This is a genomic window from Parachryseolinea silvisoli (assembly GCF_021190955.1).
In the GTDB taxonomy this organism is placed as follows: Bacteria; Bacteroidota; Bacteroidia; order Cytophagales; family Cyclobacteriaceae; genus Ohtaekwangia; species Ohtaekwangia silvisoli.
Window position 1 is genome coordinate 266,514 of the sequence record NZ_JAIOAO010000006.1, and the last position, 15,803, is coordinate 282,316.

11 protein-coding genes are annotated in these 15,803 nt (G+C 51.1%); 3 read left to right on the forward strand and 8 right to left on the reverse strand.

The window, feature by feature from the left end; genetic code table 11:
* Nucleotides 1-43 precede the first annotated feature (43 nt).
* The gene (locus tag K7P01_RS28670; protein ID WP_267298025.1) at nt 44-1,057 is read right to left on the reverse strand and encodes a hypothetical protein; all 1,014 of its coding nucleotides are present in this window, start codon (nt 1,055-1,057) and stop codon (nt 44-46) included.
* A gap of 829 nt (nt 1,058-1,886) precedes the next feature.
* Between K7P01_RS28670 and K7P01_RS28675 the strand changes: the two genes are divergently transcribed.
* Nucleotides 1,887-3,776, forward strand: a complete 1,890-nt coding sequence (locus tag K7P01_RS28675; protein ID WP_267298026.1) for an isocitrate lyase/PEP mutase family protein — start codon at nt 1,887-1,889, stop codon at nt 3,774-3,776.
* Between the two features lie 11 nt (nt 3,777-3,787).
* Here K7P01_RS28675 and K7P01_RS28680 read toward each other — a convergent pair whose 3' ends face one another.
* From K7P01_RS28680 to icd, 4 genes are all read right to left on the reverse strand, one after another.
* On the reverse strand, nt 3,788-4,303 hold the full coding sequence (locus tag K7P01_RS28680; protein ID WP_267298027.1) for a hypothetical protein: 516 nt from the start codon (nt 4,301-4,303) through the stop codon (nt 3,788-3,790).
* Nucleotides 4,304-4,322: 19 nt separating this feature from the next.
* Complete coding sequence (locus K7P01_RS28685) at nt 4,323-5,111, reverse strand: DUF6348 family protein (RefSeq protein WP_267298028.1); 789 nt, start codon at nt 5,109-5,111, stop codon at nt 4,323-4,325.
* A gap of 87 nt (nt 5,112-5,198) precedes the next feature.
* Nucleotides 5,199-5,648 (reverse strand): hypothetical protein, encoded by a 450-nt coding sequence (locus K7P01_RS28690; RefSeq protein ID WP_267298029.1) that lies wholly within the window; start codon nt 5,646-5,648, stop codon nt 5,199-5,201.
* 102 nt (nt 5,649-5,750) lie between these two features.
* Nucleotides 5,751-6,977: an NADP-dependent isocitrate dehydrogenase gene (gene icd, locus K7P01_RS28695; protein WP_267298030.1), complete on the reverse strand. Its 1,227-nt coding sequence runs from the start codon at nt 6,975-6,977 to the stop codon at nt 5,751-5,753.
* Between the two features lie 160 nt (nt 6,978-7,137).
* On the opposite strand from icd, the gene K7P01_RS28700 reads away from it, so the two are divergent.
* Nucleotides 7,138-7,716: a CAP domain-containing protein gene (locus K7P01_RS28700; protein ID WP_267298031.1), complete on the forward strand. Its 579-nt coding sequence runs from the start codon at nt 7,138-7,140 to the stop codon at nt 7,714-7,716.
* Nucleotides 7,717-7,853: 137 nt separating this feature from the next.
* The gene (clpB, locus tag K7P01_RS28705) at nt 7,854-10,472 is read left to right on the forward strand and encodes an ATP-dependent chaperone ClpB (RefSeq protein WP_267298032.1); all 2,619 of its coding nucleotides are present in this window, start codon (nt 7,854-7,856) and stop codon (nt 10,470-10,472) included.
* Nucleotides 10,473-10,717: 245 nt separating this feature from the next.
* Here the strand turns inward: clpB and K7P01_RS28710 are convergent, their stop codons facing one another.
* The 3 genes from K7P01_RS28710 to K7P01_RS28720 form a co-directional block, all read right to left on the reverse strand.
* A complete protein-coding gene (locus K7P01_RS28710) occupies nt 10,718-12,601 on the reverse strand; it encodes an amidophosphoribosyltransferase (RefSeq protein ID WP_267298033.1) in 1,884 nt (627 codons plus the stop codon).
* 104 nt (nt 12,602-12,705) lie between these two features.
* Nucleotides 12,706-14,184: an NADH-quinone oxidoreductase subunit N gene (locus K7P01_RS28715; protein WP_267298034.1), complete on the reverse strand. Its 1,479-nt coding sequence runs from the start codon at nt 14,182-14,184 to the stop codon at nt 12,706-12,708.
* Nucleotides 14,185-14,188: 4 nt separating this feature from the next.
* Nucleotides 14,189-15,802: a complex I subunit 4 family protein gene (locus tag K7P01_RS28720; protein WP_267298035.1), complete on the reverse strand. Its 1,614-nt coding sequence runs from the start codon at nt 15,800-15,802 to the stop codon at nt 14,189-14,191.
* Between the last annotated feature and the right edge of the window lies 1 nt (nt 15,803).

Here is a 15,803-nt window from a genome sequence, read left to right on the forward strand (position 1 = left end):
CCCCGGGATCCGGGGCATTTTTACTATATCCTTGTTACTTCGTTTACTCCACAAACAACGCCATAGCCATAGAGCCGCCGCCACCGTCAACCTCCATGGGCACGCCGTTCTTCCAGCACCGCGCGACGGGCTTCGAGTTGATCATTTCATACCCGGCTACATATACGTCGCCGTCTACAACAACCACTTTCTGTGCTGCCGATGACGCGGTACGAGGCCCAAGCTCCGTGGCAACGCCGTTCTTCCAGAGTGTAGCAGTATACTTCCCTTCCGGCGTGGTATACCCTACCACGTATACATCACTACCAGATACGTATATGCCTTTCGCACTGGCGTCTTTCTTGCCATCCGTCAGCATCACCGCGGTGCCGTTCTTCCAATACTTGGCGGCGTCGATCGCGGGGCTGCGCTCCGTGCCCGCTACATAAACGTCATTGCCCGATATGAATATATCGTATCCTACGGCATCCGTTTCGCCACTCGAAACCGACGTCGCCAGGCCATTTTTCCAATACGTAACAACGGTAGGGTAATAGTTATACTTGCTTTTTTCCAGTGCCTTCTCCGTGCCCACGATATAAACGTCGCTGCCGGATACGGTCAGTCCGTTGATCTCACCCGTTTTCTTTTTGTTCAGCGCAGAGGGTTGACCGTTTTTCCAGTACTGTGCAAAGCGGTTGCCTTTTTTATCATACTCCTTCCCTACGATGTATACATCGCTCCCAACCACGGCCACATCTTCCAGAAAGGCGCCGTTTGATGTAATGGATACCGGCGTTCCATTCTTCCAGTAACGCACCGCTGGCTCGCTGCCGTTACTTTGAAATCCTACAATGTGGACATCGCCGCCATGGACGAAAATACCATGCGCTTTAGATTTGGAGAAGCCGGCGTCGATCGGAAGTGCCGTGCGGACACCATCCTTCCAGTACACTGCAGCGTCTCCTTTTTCGTTGGTAAATCCCACCAAATGGACTGTGCGCTTCTGCTGCGCCAGGGAATGATTCAAAAACGATACGCATATCAGTGCGATCGCGGTCAACAATCCTTTTTTCATACTTTATTTAAGGTTTATACTTCGCATGCGGAACTCTTACAGTTTGGTCATGAAGCGACCGAAGGTTATGGAGCACAATAATAACGTGTATGCCCATGGTGGGCCTCACTATGTGCCTTTTTTCTGCGTATCTTTAAATATAAACAATAGGAGACTTCCCTGACAGTTGAAATCGTTGAACACCGGGATAAAGATAATTGTACAAATTGGCTACAGATACGCTGCAAAAAGATGGTTACGATCAGGAGCTGCCAAAAGATCCAATTTTTCTTCAAAACTTCTAAAGGCTATAAACAGATCCAATTGTAGTTACTGACCGTGTGACCAGTGTTTTCGAGACGCCTGGGGTAGCATAATATTACTCTCACCGCTATTAACGGTCGCGAGTATTTTATTCGCGGTAGCAGTATTTGACAAAACAGTGCTTCACAGCAAAGCAATAATGGTAGCGGTAACTGCGCAAGGCTGCCCTTAAGTTGTCCACATTTTTTGCACATCTTTTTATAAACACTAAAACACTTTTATCGCTAATTCACTGCGGGCGCCAGTCTTATAGTCGTATAGTATCTGAATACCGGACTATTCCGGTATGAGTAAGTCAACAGTCAGGATATTTAATAGATATTCAATAGTTTATAAAGTTTTTATTAATAGATATTCAATACTATATAAGGTATTGAATATCCATCTATAATATATTTTTTTTGAAAATTATAACTATTCATATAACAGGCTAATCACTCACATTTCCTATATTCGCTTCATACACCCGTTATGACCCGGCGGCTGTTGTAGGTTAAATCATTCGTTTTACTAAATCTATAGTGTTATGCCCTTTCTCGAAGGAATCACCTTTACCGGAAAACTAGCCGACTTAAGCGCCTACCGCATGCGCGGTTTTGACAAGATTATCGTCCGTCGTAAAGGCGGCCCTAATCCAGAGCACATGCGAAAGGGCGAAAATTTTGCCAACGTACGCCGCACGATGTCTGAATTCGGCGGCTGCTCGCGGATGGGCCGGCATGTACGCCTGGGGTTGCTCCAGCTTCGCCACTTGTCCGACTATAATTTTGGTAGCGATATCAATAGCCTCATGCGCCAGGTGCAATTGCAAGATGGCACTGGCGACTGGGGCAAACGCAACATTATACTCTCCGAACACGCCCGCATCCTGGAAGGATTTCCGATGAACGAAACCAATCCCACGTTCGATTCGGTTATCCGAAATCCCATCTACTACACGATGGATCGTGCTACACGCACCGCGCAGTTGGATATACCCGAATTAAAGCGGAGCATCAATTACTTTCCTCAGAACAACCACGCCATGTTCCGCATTGTTGTGACGCTCGGCATTGTGCCCGATATGGCATTTAATATACAGAAGAAAGAGTATTTGCCACCAGCCTGGTATTCGCCAAAATTTTATTCACGCGAGGTCTCGACGGAGTGGTGTCCCTCCCTCGAAGGTATGCCGGCGACAACACTGACGATAGCAACAGATACCCTGCCACCGGACGATCAATGGACATTGATGTTATCGGTTGGCGTAGAGTACGGCGCATTTCGGGAGAACGGAAAAATTAAAGAGGTAGCGCGTTATGGGGCTGCGAAGATCCTGGCATTGCGGGGAAGGGATGGATCGGCTGATGACGATTTGCGGGACGAAGAAACCCACGACTCGGACGAGGCACCCGTGAAAGAACGGATAAAACCTGATTTACCAGAGGAACCTGCCGTTGTTGTACGTGAGGAGAAATTGTATCAGGCGCCCGAGGTCAGGTATGTCTATACGGCAAAAGAAAAGAATGTAGACAAAGTAGACGTTCGGGCCTACACGTACGCGATGGAGGGTGATAAAAAATCAGGTTGTTCGCATTTTTACAATTCAAATACAACGTTTGCATCTTCCTTTGCGTGTATAATGGTTTATGAAACAATAACAACCGATCCCATGAGCGCCTTTGAAACCTTCCGCCAACTACACCAAAACGAAAAACCGCTTGTACTGGGCAACGCCTGGGATGTGCACAGCGCCCGGCTGTTCGAGCAGAGCGGCTATGCTGCGGTGGGTACCTCCAGCCAGGCGGTAGCGCAGGTGCTGGGATATGATGATGGTGAGAACGTTTCATTCGAAGACCTGCTTCGACTGGCGCGACGCACTGCGGAAGTTGTAAAGATTCCAGTAACGGTCGACCTGGAGGCCGGTTATGCACGCACTGCGGACGGCATTGTCGAGAATATCAAGAAGCTGCACGACGTTGGCGTAGCCGGCATCAACCTGGAGGATACCCTGCCGGGCACAGCCGTGCTTCGCCCCGCGGAAGAATTTCAGAAACAGTTGTCGGCCATCACCAATAAAATGGAACAGCAAAACATTAAGCTGTTCATCAATACCCGTACGGATGGTTTTATCCTCGGCCTGGAAACGGCATTGGAAGAAACCACTGTCCGAGCCAGGCTCTACGAGCAAACCGGCGTGCACGGCTTGTTTGTCCCTTGCATGACCGAGGAAAAAGATATCCGCACCGTGACGAGTACTACGAAGTTGCCCGTCAGCGTAATGTGTATGCCAATGCTGCCGGCGTTTGATGTGTTAGGGTCGTGGGGATTGAAGCGTATCAGCATGGGGCCTTTTGCTTACCGGTATGTAAACAAACAAGCAGAAGCGGCGATGAAGGAAGTATTGAAGGTAAATAGCTTTACGCCTTTCTTCTGACGGCCTTAGGGTCAAGCGGCATCAGTCTGCTTACGTTCACTCCACTGCACTTTTAGGAACACCAGGAATGTGATCCAAAAGATTATCGTATGGAGTACGTCCAATGTATACCGGATTTCGCCTGACACCAGGTGCAGCATTCGTAGCGGAGCCGCTGCCAGAAAGATTACCGTCAGCATCTTTAGGTAGTCTAGTACTTTCTTCCGCTGTTTGGCAACGAAGTGAAGGGTGTACAAGATGACTAATAAAAGGACCGATATTATCAGGATTTGATCTGCTCCTGTTAGGTGCAGGATTTTAAATACAACACCTAGCATGTATGCCGCAATCGCTGCCCGGGCTATTGTATAATAACGCCTGGTCACAAATGTCCCGTTGATCAGCATCATCAAAAGACCTGCATACAGTGCAAGGCTGGGAAACAAGACGTTGTCAAATGTGAATTCAATAGATGACGGTAACACCCAGTCTATGAGCGCACAGACCAGTAGCAGAATAATGATTGTCAGGAGAATTTTGTTGGTCATATATGCTCTCTTTATCTTCTTACAATCCTCTTAGCAATCTTGTAACGGCATTAACCGCCGCCGACCATTTATCGGGCTTTTGTTCATGTTTCCTATGCTCGTCGGAAACCCGGCGAGACAACTCATCGCGGGATGACAATTCGTTCAACGGCCTTGGATAAAGAAGCATGAATTGATGCAGCATCTGAAAACTTCCGGATATCTGCGTTTCCTGGGTGTACTGGTGCAACTCCTGCACAGCCGACTCCCAGTGCTCTCCATTGAGCCTGCACGATACGTCTACCATACCCGTTGAAAATTTGCCGGTAAAACATTTTACCCAAAGTAGGCCGGGCGTGTCCATGACGGTAGTCATTTCATTTGCCAGAAGTTTATAAAACTCCCAGATTTCTTTATTCTCCACGCGGGTCGAGCCCTCCTCCATGATCAGCACCGGTCCGAGTAACAAGTTCCAGCCCGTTTGTACGTCGCCGGTCTGCGTAACAATTTCTGCCCGCTGTACGCCCCCATCGTTATCGCCTGGACATAAGTATGCATGTAACACGGGAAAGTCGACATTCAGCCAGCGTCGGGCCGCATCGACGTATCGGTCGCGTTCATTATGCCCTCCGCCAAAGAGCAACTCGTGGCGCCCCTCCGGAAACAAAAGATGCTGGGCTGATATTTTGAAGCAAGATGTATAGTCTTCGGTGTAAAGATGTTCGAGATGCAATGCCAGACCCAGCGGGATGATCGTTAACCTATCATCGCCGACTTCGGTTGCGAAACCCATATTTTGAAATTCCTCTTGAAAGATCGTGGCTATCATGGGCGGAATATACTCACATCACTATATACCAAACAAGGCCGGGAAAAACCCTCTTGCCATCTCGCTGTTTACGCGTATCGGAGTGGATTATTTGTCCACGTATTCGATCTTATCATACCGAAATACACGATCGTGTTCCGGCTTTTCGGGTGTTTTTAATTCATACGAGCGTGAGATACCGCGGTCAATATAGAAACGGCCGGTCAGCCGGAGGTATTGGTAAAAATAACCTGAGTCATAGAAAGCCCTGCTGACCTCTAGCGCTGGATCGGAGGCTTCGATAAAGAAGATATCGGCATCCGGGATTGCGCCGATATCTACTGGTGGCGTTCTGCGAAATGTGAAGTCAGCACAATCACAGGCCCAGTTTATATGGTGGGCATCTATCGTCTCTATCTTGTCGGATAAGAACCAGGCTTTGTCATAGGGCATAACGTGAAACATATTGTAAAAGAAAACGAAGCCACTCAGAAGCACGACGCCCACCGTGCAGCAGAAAACAAGTATTACTTTTTTAACGATACGACGTCGACGCATAGAATAAAGATAGTTGCCCCTGCCTAAAGATAGCAGTAGCTATATATAAAATAAAAAAGCCGGTCGCAAAACCGGCTCTTTTTATCTTGGAAGTCTTCGTGATTAGAAGTTCTTCACTACTTCCTGGCCGAACTCCGAGCACTTCAGCAGTGTAGCGCCTTCCATCTGACGGTGGAAGTCGTACGTTACTTTCTTGCTGTTGATGGCGCCTTCGAGACCTTTGATGATCAGGTCGGCTGCTTCTTGCCAGCCCATGTATTCGAGCATCATCACACCCGACAGGATTACTGATCCAGGGTTTACTTTGTCCTGGCCAGCGTACTTGGGTGCTGTGCCGTGAGTTGCTTCGAAGATGGCGTGGCCAGTCTTGTAGTTGACGTTACCGCCGGGGGCGATACCGATACCGCCTACGATAGCTGCAAGCGCGTCAGAGATATAGTCGCCGTTGAGGTTCAACGTGGCCACTACTGAATACTCGTCGGGGCGCAGCAGAATCTGTTGCAGGAAGGCGTCGGCGATGGCGTCTTTGATGACGATCTTGTGGCCGTCTTTTTCAATAACCTGCCAGGGGCCGCCGTCGAGGTCTTTTGCACCGAACTCGCTTTTCGCCAGGGCATATCCCCAGTCGCGGAAACCGCCTTCGGTAAATTTCATGATGTTGCCTTTGTGCACCAGGGTGACGCTGGGCTTCTTCTGGGCAATGGCATACTCGATGGCCGAACGCACCAGACGCTCTGTACCTTCTTTCGATACGGGCTTGATACCGATGCCCGATGTTTGCGGGAAGCGGATCTTCTTATACAGCTTGGCGTAGTTTTCTTCGAAGAGCTTCAGAAATTTCTTGACGTCGTCGCTGCCTTCCTGGAATTCGATGCCGGCGTAGATGTCTTCTGTGTTTTCACGGAAGATTACCATGTCGGTTTTTTGGGGCTCTTTTACCGGTGAAGGTACACCTGTGAACCACCGTACAGGCCGTACGCAGGCATAGAGATCAAGCTCCTGACGCAGGGCTACGTTCAGGGAACGGATACCGCCGCCAACGGGCGTTGTCAGGGGGCCTTTGATCCCCACCAGGTATTCGCGGAAAATCGTCAGCGTTTCTTCCGGCAGCCAGTTGCCGGTTTGGTTGAAGGCTTTCTCGCCGGCCAGGGCTTCTTTCCAGTTGATTTTACGCTTGCCGTTGTAGGCTTTCTCAACTGCTTTATCGAATACGTACTTGGATGCTGGCCAGATGTCTACGCCGGTACCGTCACCTTCGATAAAAGGAATCGTCGGATTATCGGGCACGTTGAGTTTGCCGTTGCTGATGCTGATTTTCTGATCGCTCATTTTACTATATTGTTTATTGGTTACGTGTATTTGTGATTTGGGTGTGTACGTGTGCACGTCCTCACGTATAACCTGCCTTTGATTTGGGCGCGGAAAATTAAAAAATTAAGTACAGAAATGAAGATATTTTGTGTTCATTCGTTTCTCTAGAAAGTAAACTATGAAAGCCTTTTTTTGTATTCTGCCACTGTTTTTTCTCTTTCAGGCACACACACCCGCGGAACGTCCGTCTACAGCCGAAATCTGCCTTTCGGGCGAAGAAAAGAAATTGTACGACCTGATCATGGCCTACCGGAAGACAGAGGGCCTGCCACCGATTCCGCTGTCGGCCAAGCTCACCCAGGTAGCCCAAACCCATGCACGCGACTTGTCGGAAAACTATACGTTCGATCCCAATAACAAATGTAATCCGCACAGCTGGTCGAAAAAGGGCACCTGGAGCTCGTGCTGCTACACCAGCGACCATGCCCAGGCGCAGTGTATGTGGGACAAACCCAAGGAGATTGCCGGTTATGAGTCGGAAGGCTACGAAATTGCCTACTACGGTTCGGCTGGATCCAACGCTGAAGAAGCGCTGGCAGGCTGGAAAAAAAGCCCGGGCCACAACCCGCTGATCATTAACAGCGACACCTGGAGCCAGCTGACCTGGAAGGGCATTGGCATCGGCTTATATAAAGAGTACGGCCTGGTGTGGTTTGGTGCGCTGGAAGATGCTACGCCGATAAAAGTATGTAAATAAAAGAACGGCGGCACATCGGTCATTCTGTCCTTTTTCCTCCCCTTTAGGCTGATTTTTCTGCCATAAATGCATGAAATCCATTCAAATTTGAAATGGATTGTGATTTGATTATTCCCTCCGAGGAAAATAGCACCATTATGAACTTTGATAAATTCACCATAAAATCTCAAGAGGCACTGCAGAAGTCGGCCGAGCTTGCGATGGGCAACCAGCAGCAAGCGATTGAGCCGGGGCACGTGCTAAAGGCAATCCTGGAGACGGACGAGAATGTTTCGGGCTACTTGTTTAAGAAGCTCAACATTAACGGTACGATCCTGGAAAACCGCCTGGAGGAGATCATCCAGGGCTATCCCCGTGTGACGGGTCAGCAGCCGTATTTGTCGTCGGGCACCAACACGGTGTTGCAGAACGCACAGAAAGAGCTGCGCGAATTTAAAGACGAATATGTAGCCGTTGAGCACCTGTTGCTGGCGTTGCTGGACACGAAAGACAAGGTGTCGACGGTGATGAAGGATACGGGCTTCGAGCGGAGCGCATTGATCAAAGCGATTAAAGAATTGCGCGGTGGCAATACTGTTACCGATCAAAACGCGGAGGCGAAGTATAAATCACTGGAGCGCTATTCGAAAAACCTGAACGAGCTTGCCAAGCGTGGGAAGATCGATCCGGTCATTGGCCGCGACGAAGAGATTCGCCGTGTGTTGCAAATCCTGTCACGTCGTACGAAGAATAATCCCATACTGCTCGGTGAGCCCGGTGTTGGTAAGACGGCGATCGTGGAAGGTATGGCGCAACGTATTGTAGACGGTGACGTGCCGGAGAACCTGCGCGAGAAGATACTTGTGTCGTTGGACATGGGCTTGCTGGTGGCCGGCGCGAAGTATAAAGGCGAGTTTGAGGAACGCCTCAAGGCGGTCATTAAAGAGGTGACAGACTCCGACGGTCAGATCATTCTTTTTATTGACGAGATCCACACCTTGATCGGTGCGGGAGGTGGTGGCGAAGGTGCCATGGATGCCGCTAACTTGCTTAAGCCTGCCTTGGCGCGCGGCGAGCTGCATGCGATCGGTGCCACGACATTAAAAGAATATCAAAAGTATATCGAAAAGGACAAGGCGCTGGAACGTCGCTTCCAGGCCGTCATGGTAGACGAGCCTTCGGTAGAAGATTCGATCTCGATCCTGCGCGGTATAAAAGATAAATATGAGCTGCACCACGGGGTGCGGATCAAAGACGACGCGGTTATTGCTTCCGTCGAATTGTCGAGCCGCTATATCAGCGACCGCTTCCTGCCCGACAAGGCCATCGACTTGATGGACGAGGCTGCTGCCAAGCTGCGCCTGGAAATGGACTCGCTGCCGGAAGAGCTCGACGAATTGAATCGTAAGATCATGCAGCTCGAGATCGAGCGCGAAGCTATTCGTCGTGAAAAAGATAAAGAAAAAGAAGCTGTGCTGAGCAAGGAGATTGCGGAACTTTCAGAGCAACGCAATTCGCTCAAGGCGAAGTGGGAAAGCGAAAAAGAGGTGGTGCACGGTATTCAGAAAGCAAAAGAAGATATTGACAAGCTGAAGTTCGAAGCCGAGCAGGCTGAGAAGGCTGGTGACTATGGCAAGGTGGCCGAGATCCGGTACGGTAAAATTACCGAGGCGGAAAAACGCCTGAACGAGTACCAGCAGAAGATGAAGGACATGCAGGGCGAGAAGTCGCTGTTGAAAGAAGAAGTAGACAGCGAGGATATAGCCGAAGTCGTGGCGAAATGGACCGGTATACCGTTGTCCAAGATGTTGCAGAGCGACCGCGAAAAGTTACTGCAACTGGAAGAAGAGTTGAGCCGGCGTGTAGCCGGGCAGGAGGAAGCGATTCGTGCGTTGAGCGACGCGGTGCGCAGAAGTCGCGCCGGTCTGCAAGATCCGAAGCGGCCGATTGGCTCGTTTATCTTTATGGGTACAACGGGTGTCGGTAAGACAGAGCTTTCAAAGGCGCTGGCGGATTATCTCTTCAACGACGATAACGCAATGGTGCGGATCGACATGAGTGAGTACCAGGAGCGTCACAGCGTAAGCCGTTTGATCGGTGCGCCCCCGGGCTACGTGGGCTACGACGAAGGTGGCCAGCTGACAGAGTCCGTGCGCAGAAAGCCGTACTCGGTCATTCTGCTGGACGAGATCGAAAAGGCACACCCGGATGTTTTTAACATCTTGCTGCAAGTGCTCGATGAAGGCCGTCTGACCGATAACAAAGGACGCGTGGCGAACTTTAAGAACACGATCATTATCATGACGACCAACATTGGCTCGCAGATCATTCAGGAGAACTTCGAGAAGATCAACGAGACGAACTTCTTCGATGTGCTGGAAGAAACGAAGGAAGAAGTGTTGAGCTTGCTGAGGAAGTCTGTGCGGCCGGAGTTCATCAACCGTATCGACGAAATCATCATGTTCCGTCCACTGAGCCAGCAAGATATTCGCAAGATTGTGGATATACAGGTGGACATCGTGCGCAAGCGCCTGGAAGAAGCCGGTGTACGCATCGAGATTTCGGATGCAGCACGCAATCGTCTCGCGTACCTGGGTTTCGATCCGCAGTACGGTGCACGTCCGCTGAAACGCGTGTTGCAGCGTGAACTGTTAAATGAGCTTTCGAAACAGATTCTCGCGGGTAAAGTTCAAAAGGACTCGGTGATTTTCATCGACCTGAAGAACGGCGTGGAGTTTGTGTTTGAGAATGGAGAACTGACGCCTGCTATAAATTAATGCAGGCTGGGAACTAAAGAGCGTAGTGACATCGTTATACAGACAGGTTTAAGGATTGGTGATCCCGACTCTGGTCGGGATGTGAAGTTGGTTAGAGGGGTTTGGTTTAGCCCCCGGGGTGGTTCCCGGGGGCTTTTTTTATTTTGCACCACACGCATATACCAGTATATAATTTTGCTCCATAAGACAAAAGCCACACATGCAATGCATGCGTGGCTTTTGTTATGTGCGTGTGTCGACCGTGCTTAGTAGGCGCGAACGAGCTTGCCTTCCATGTAGTTTACGTACGAGCGGTTTACCACCTTCATACCGCCGGGGGTAGGATAATCGCCTGTGAAATACCAATCGCCGCTATGAAGAGGAATGGCTTTGTGTAAATTATCTACCGTCTGGAAGATGATCTCCAGCTCTGCATTCATATCGGCCGGGCGACAGATTTCCGTGACCTTTGCCGAAATCTCGTCGTGGGTAAATTGTTCGTACAGTTGTTTTACGTAGTTCTGCTGACGCTCGTGGCCACGGGCGCGGGTGCAACGCTCGTATACTTCGCCGAGCAAATAATCTTTGCCCTGATCTTTCAGCAACGCCCGCATGGCGCGGAACGCGACGAATTCACCCATCTTGCTCATATCGATTCCGTAGCAATCGGGGAAGCGGATCTGCGGTGCGGATGATACGACCACGATCTTTTTCGGACCGAGACGATCGAGCATTTTCAAAATGCTTTTCTCCAGTGTTGTCCCGCGCACGATCGAGTCGTCGATTACCACCACGGTGTCGATGCCCTTGCGGATCACCTCGTAGGTAGTGTCGTATACGTGCGACACCATTTCGTCGCGGTGTTCGTCGTCGGTAATGAAGGTGCGCAACTTCACGTCTTTCAGCACGAGCTTTTCTACGCGGGGACGTAACGAGAGTATATCTTCCAGTGAATCGACAGAGGGTTTACCGTCGATAATGATGTCTTTCTGTTTGTTGATGAGGTATTCTTCAATGCCTTCCATCATGCCGAAGAATGCTGTCTCGGCGGTATTGGGAATGTAGGAGAATACAGTGTTGCGCAAGTCGGAATTGATCGCTTTCAGCACCTGTGGCACGAGCAGGCGGCCGAGCTGCTTACGTTCGCGATAGATATCCGGGTCGTTGCCGCGCGAGAAGTAGATGCGCTCGAAGCTGCACGAAGTTTTCTCGCCGGGCTGAATAATTTGATATTGGGCGTATTCACCGCTCTTGTTGACGATGAGCGCATGACCAGGTTTTATTTCTTCGATCTGGCTGTAGTCTACGTTGAAGGCTGTTTTGATGGCCGGCTTTTCAGACGCCACTACGACCACCTCGTCGTCTGCATAGTAATATGCCGGGCGTATACCGTTGGGGTCGCGTGTTACGAATGCCGAGCCGGAGCCGGTTACACCGGCCATGGTATAACCACCGTCGAAGTCTTTGCAGGCACGTCTCAGGACGCGGTGCAGGTCGAGCTCATTCTCGATGATATCCGATACCTCGCGGTTAGAGAATTTGTCTTTATATTTTTCGAAAAGCGTCTGCACTTCTTCGTCGAGGAAGTGGCCGATCTTTTCCATGACGGTAACGGTATCAACTTTCTCTTTCGGGTGTTGACCGAGTCCGACGAGCAGGTCGAAGAGCTCTTCTACGTTCGTCATGTTAAAGTTACCCGCCATGACCAGGTTACGGCTGCGCCAGTTGTTTTGACGCAGGAACGGGTGCACGTTTTCAATGCTGTTCATGCCGTGCGTACCGTAACGCAAGTGGCCCAGCCACAGCTCGCCGGTGAAGGCTACGTTTTCCTTGAGCCATTGCTCGTCGCGGAAACGTCCTTTGCCTTCTTTCTGGGCGCGCTTGTATTTTTTACTGATCTTTTTGAAGAGGTGGGCTACGGGTTGGGCTTTGATGGAACGATAACGGCTAATGTAACGGTGTCCGGGTTCGATGTCTAGTTTGATGTTGGCGATCCCTGCGCCATCCTGTCCGCGATTGTGCTGCTTCTCCATTAGGATATACATCTTGTTCATCGCGTAAGTTGGTCCGTACTTTTCAATGTAGTACGAAAGAGGCTTACGCAGGCGGATCATTGCAATGCCGCACTCGTGCAGGATTTGGTCACTCATGTTTGGTGGTCCGTTAGTCTCGTTAGACCCGTTGTTAGCCGTTCGTTGTAACCGTTTTCGCACACCCGGCAATTCGCCTGCAGCACACGGACAACGAATAACCGTTAACGGATCACAAAGGTAATTTTATTAATCCATCCCATCAACAATCCGGGACTGAAGAAGAGGACGAGTAGCAGTAAAACCAACAACAGGCCAAAAAGATTTTCGAATGCGAGGTTATTTGTGGAAGTGGTCGATTCGCCATTTTTTATGAAGGCGAAATAGGGTATGCGCAGATAATAAAAGAGCGAAACCACCGTATTCAGCAAACCCATAACGAGGAGCCACAGCAATACAGGTTTGCCGGAAAGGGCGTAGGCTTCCCACAATGCCGAAAAAATAAAAAGTTTGCCTGTAAAACCCGCCGTAGGAGGCAATCCCGTCAGCGCCACCATCCCTACCAGCAGGAACACCATGGGCCACACCCGCTGGCGGCCGAGCCCCTGATACGATGCAATCGTTTCCAATCCTATATTTTCGAAGCTTTGCAGATATATAAAGACCAGAAAATTCATGATGACATACACCGTGGCATAGAACAGCATAAACTGCATGCCTTGCGGCAGAAAGGCCACGACACCCACGAGTAGAAATCCGGACTGCGCAATGGAAGAATACGCCATGAGGCGCTTTGGATTTTTTTGCCACAGTGCCGAAAAATTTCCGACGGTCAGGGTGATGATCGCCACTACTGCCAGTACGCCCTGCCAGTCGAAGGCGGAGTGTCCATATGCGTTCAGCACGAGCACAAATTTTAGCAATGCGCCCACGGCTGCCAGTTTGGGCACCACGGAGAAAAACGCTACAACGGGCATCGGCGCACCTTCGTACACGTCTGGCGCCCAGGGGTGCACCGGGGCCGCCGCCAGTTTGTACAAGAATCCGGCGAGCACCATCAGGCCAGCCGCAAATACGAGGGGTGTTTGCTGCTGTTGCAAAGCGGCCGAAAATGTTTCGGAGGAAAAGTCGAGGGTGCCGGTGAACCCGTACAGCAGTGACAAGCCATACAGCATGACTGCCGATGCTACCGCACCGAACAGAAAATATTTCAAGCTTCCTTCCGCACCCTGACGCGTAAAGGAAAATCCGGCGAGCACATACGAGCACAACGACATGATTTCCAGCGACAGGAACGTCATGAGCAGGTTTTGGCTCATGACGAGCAGGTGCGCGCCGAGTATGATGGAGAGCAGGAGCGAATAATATTCGGAAAGTCGCTCGTCGGCGCGCTTGTCACGCCAGGCCATGATGAGTGTCAGCACGCCGCCGATGTCGATCAGGGCGCGCAGGTAGGCGGAGAAGTTGTCGCTGCGGACCATGCCGCCAAACAATGTATGGGCGAACGGCTCGGCGTGATACGGAAGAGAGACAAAGCTGAGCAGCATGACGCCAAAGACCATGAGGCTCAACCTGCCCCGACGGCGGTTGAGCAGGCCGGCCAGCAAGACGAGCAGAATGCCCAGCGACAGGATGAGTTCCGGCACAAATGCATGCAGGCTATTCCGAACCAGGGCGATCGTTTCTGACAGGCCGCTTTCCACTGGCTTACAATTTAAAAGTTACGCTTTTGCCGACGGTGAGCACGTGCTCACAAAATTGCTGCGCGAACGGATCGATAATGCTCAGCACAGGCTGCGGCCATATACCAAACGCCAGCGCTGCCAGCGCCAGGGGCGCGAGCTGTATATATTCCCGCAGGGTGAGGTCTGTGATCTGTTCGGGCTGTATACCCCCTTTCAGATCAAACGGACCGAAGAACATGCGTTGCAGCGTCCACAGGTAGTAGGCCGCGCCAAACACCAGGCCAGACGTGGCAATGATGGCCAGGCTTTCGTGTAACAGCCCGTTGGTGCTGGCCGATTTAAAGGCACCGAGGAATATCAATATTTCCGCAATGAAGCCCGAGAAGCCCGGCAAGCCCATCGAGGCAAAGAATGACACTAACACCATGGCGGTATACGCAGGCATACGCGACGACAATCCGGAGTAGTGTGAAATGGTGCGGTCGTGTGTACGATCGTATACCACGCCTGCTACCAGGAAGAGCATGGCGGAGATGATGCCGTGGCTGAACATCTGGTACATCGCGCCGCTTACGCCCTCGGGTGTCACGGCCGCCAGGCCCAACAAAACAAATCCCATGTGTGCCACCGAGGAGTAAGCGATGAGTCGCTTGAGGTCTTTGCTCGCCATGGCGTTGAGGCTGCCATAGACAATGGAGATCACGCCCATGATGCCTATGAAGCTGCTGAAGTATAATGCTGCATCGGGGAAGATGGGCAGCGCGATGCGCGCGAGGCCGTAGCCACCGATCTTCAACAGCAACGCGGCCAGCAGTACTGACATCGGCGTCGGCGCTTCTACGTGCGCATCGGGCAGCCAGGTGTGCAGCGGTACCATGGGCAATTTGATGGCAAACCCAAAGAAGAGTAGCAGGAAGGCCCACTGGCGCGCATCGAGCCGCCCGAGCCTCCACACGTTGTGGGGATCGAATATAGCGTGCGATACAATGTTGGACGGATCGGCCATGTGCAGCAGGTTGAAGGTGTGCACCAGCCCACCGGGCGAAGACGGATCGTGTACGCTGATGTATAGGCCGATCATCACGATCAGGATGAGAACGGACCCGAGCAGCGTGTATAAGAAAAATTTAATGGACGCATATTCTCTTCTCGGCCCGCCCCAGATGGCGATGAGAAAGAACATGGGCAAGAGCATAAACTCGAAGAAGAGATAGAACAACAGGAAGTCGAGTGCGACGAAGCTGCCGATGATGGCGGCGTTGAGTACAAGTAATAAAATGTAATAGCCTTTTGCCTGGCGGGTGGTTTGCCACGAGGAGATGGTGGCGATGAGCAGTATAAAAACCGAGAGGGCTACCAGGGGCAGGCTGAGTCCGTCTACGCCTACAAAGTATTCGGCTCGAAATACACCCCACGCGCCCAGGCTGATGACGATCCAGGGTTGTTGCTCGACCTGTTGCAGGCCGCCGGCGGGGTTGTAGGCGACCAACAATTGTAGCAGGACAAACACTTGCAGCACACTGACCAGCAGCGCCAGCCACCGGAATGACTTCACGGCTCCGGCGGGGATAAACACCGCGGCCAGCGCGGCTACGAGCGGTGTGAAGATCAGGAATGAGAGAAGGTATGGCTGCATT

Excerpts from the sequence above, each read along its gene's own strand:
- K7P01_RS28670 (WP_267298025.1), bottom strand. The coding sequence starts at position 1,057 with ATGAAAAAAGGATTGTTGACCGCGATCGCACTGATATGCGTATCGTTT.
- K7P01_RS28675 (WP_267298026.1), top strand. The coding sequence starts at position 1,887 with ATGCCCTTTCTCGAAGGAATCACCTTTACCGGAAAACTAGCCGACTTA.
- K7P01_RS28680 (WP_267298027.1), bottom strand. The coding sequence starts at position 4,303 with ATGACCAACAAAATTCTCCTGACAATCATTATTCTGCTACTGGTCTGT.
- K7P01_RS28685 (WP_267298028.1), bottom strand. The coding sequence starts at position 5,111 with ATGATAGCCACGATCTTTCAAGAGGAATTTCAAAATATGGGTTTCGCA.
- K7P01_RS28690 (WP_267298029.1), bottom strand. The coding sequence starts at position 5,648 with ATGCGTCGACGTCGTATCGTTAAAAAAGTAATACTTGTTTTCTGCTGC.
- icd (WP_267298030.1), bottom strand. The coding sequence starts at position 6,977 with ATGAGCGATCAGAAAATCAGCATCAGCAACGGCAAACTCAACGTGCCC.
- K7P01_RS28700 (WP_267298031.1), top strand. The coding sequence starts at position 7,138 with ATGAAAGCCTTTTTTTGTATTCTGCCACTGTTTTTTCTCTTTCAGGCA.
- clpB (WP_267298032.1), top strand. The coding sequence starts at position 7,854 with ATGAACTTTGATAAATTCACCATAAAATCTCAAGAGGCACTGCAGAAG.
- K7P01_RS28710 (WP_267298033.1), bottom strand. The coding sequence starts at position 12,601 with ATGAGTGACCAAATCCTGCACGAGTGCGGCATTGCAATGATCCGCCTG.
- K7P01_RS28720 (WP_267298035.1), bottom strand. The coding sequence starts at position 15,802 with ATGCAGCCATACCTTCTCTCATTCCTGATCTTCACACCGCTCGTAGCC.